Origin of the sequence: Filimonas effusa (genome assembly GCF_004118675.1) — a bacterium.
Classification (GTDB): domain Bacteria; phylum Bacteroidota; class Bacteroidia; order Chitinophagales; family Chitinophagaceae; genus Filimonas; species Filimonas effusa.
Map to the genome: position 1 here is coordinate 1 of NZ_SDHZ01000011.1, position 1,014 is coordinate 1,014.

Genomic DNA, 1,014 nt, shown 5'->3' on the forward strand with positions numbered 1-1,014 from the left:
AATCCAAAGCTTCTGACTGAAGCCCCGGTAAACGGCGGCCGTAACTATAACGGTCCTAAGGTAGCGAAATTCCTTGTCGGGTAAGTTCCGACCTGCACGAATGGTCTAATGAGTTGAACACTGTCTCCTCCACGAGCCCGGTGAAATTGTAGTATCGGTGAAGATGCCGGTTACCCGCCACGGGACGGAAAGACCCCGTGAACCTTCACTACAACTTTGCATTGATTTTGAGTAACAAATGTGTAGGATAGTTGGGAGACTATGAGTCAGCCTCGCCAGGGGTTGAGGAGTCAACGTTGAAATACCAACCTTTTGTTACTTAGAACCTAACCCTGAGAATGGGGACATTGCATGGTGGGTAGTTTGACTGGGGTGGTCGCCTCCTAAAAAGTAACGGAGGCTCGCAAAGGTACCCTCAATACGGTTGGTAATCGTATGAAGAGCGCATTAGTAAAAGGGTGCTTGACTGTGAGACAGACGCGTCGAGCAGGAGCGAAAGCTGGCTAAAGTGATCCGGTGGTTCTGCATGGAAGGGCCATCGCTCAAAGGATAAAAGGTACTCCGGGGATAACAGGCTGATCTTACCCAAGAGCTCATATCGACGGTAAGGTTTGGCACCTCGATGTCGGTTCGTCACATCCTGGGGCTGGAGAAGGTCCCAAGGGTTCGGCTGTTCGCCGATTAAAGTGGCACGTGAACTGGGTTCAGAACGTCGCAAGACAGTTCGGTCCCTATCTGTGGTGGGCGCTAGGAAATTGAGAGGACGTGACCTTAGTACGAGAGGACCGGGTCGCATGTACCGCTGGTGAATCAGTTATGCCGCCAGGTGTAATGCTGAGTAGCTACGTACAGACAGGATAAACGCTGAAAGCATCTAAGCGTGAAACCTACCTCAAGATGAGTTTCCTTTTAAGGGTCGTCAAAGACTATGACGTTGATAGGCTACAGATGTAAGGTTGGTAACAACGAAGTCGAGTAGTACTAATTGCCCGTAAGCTTTAATTTTTTTCTATA

General features: G+C 49.5%; 1 rRNA gene. It reads left to right on the forward strand.

What is annotated here, in order from left to right:
• Positions 1-1,006: ribosomal RNA gene (locus ESB13_RS23645) — 23S ribosomal RNA — on the forward strand; the annotation flags it as partial.
• Positions 1,007-1,014: the final 8 nt, after the last annotated feature.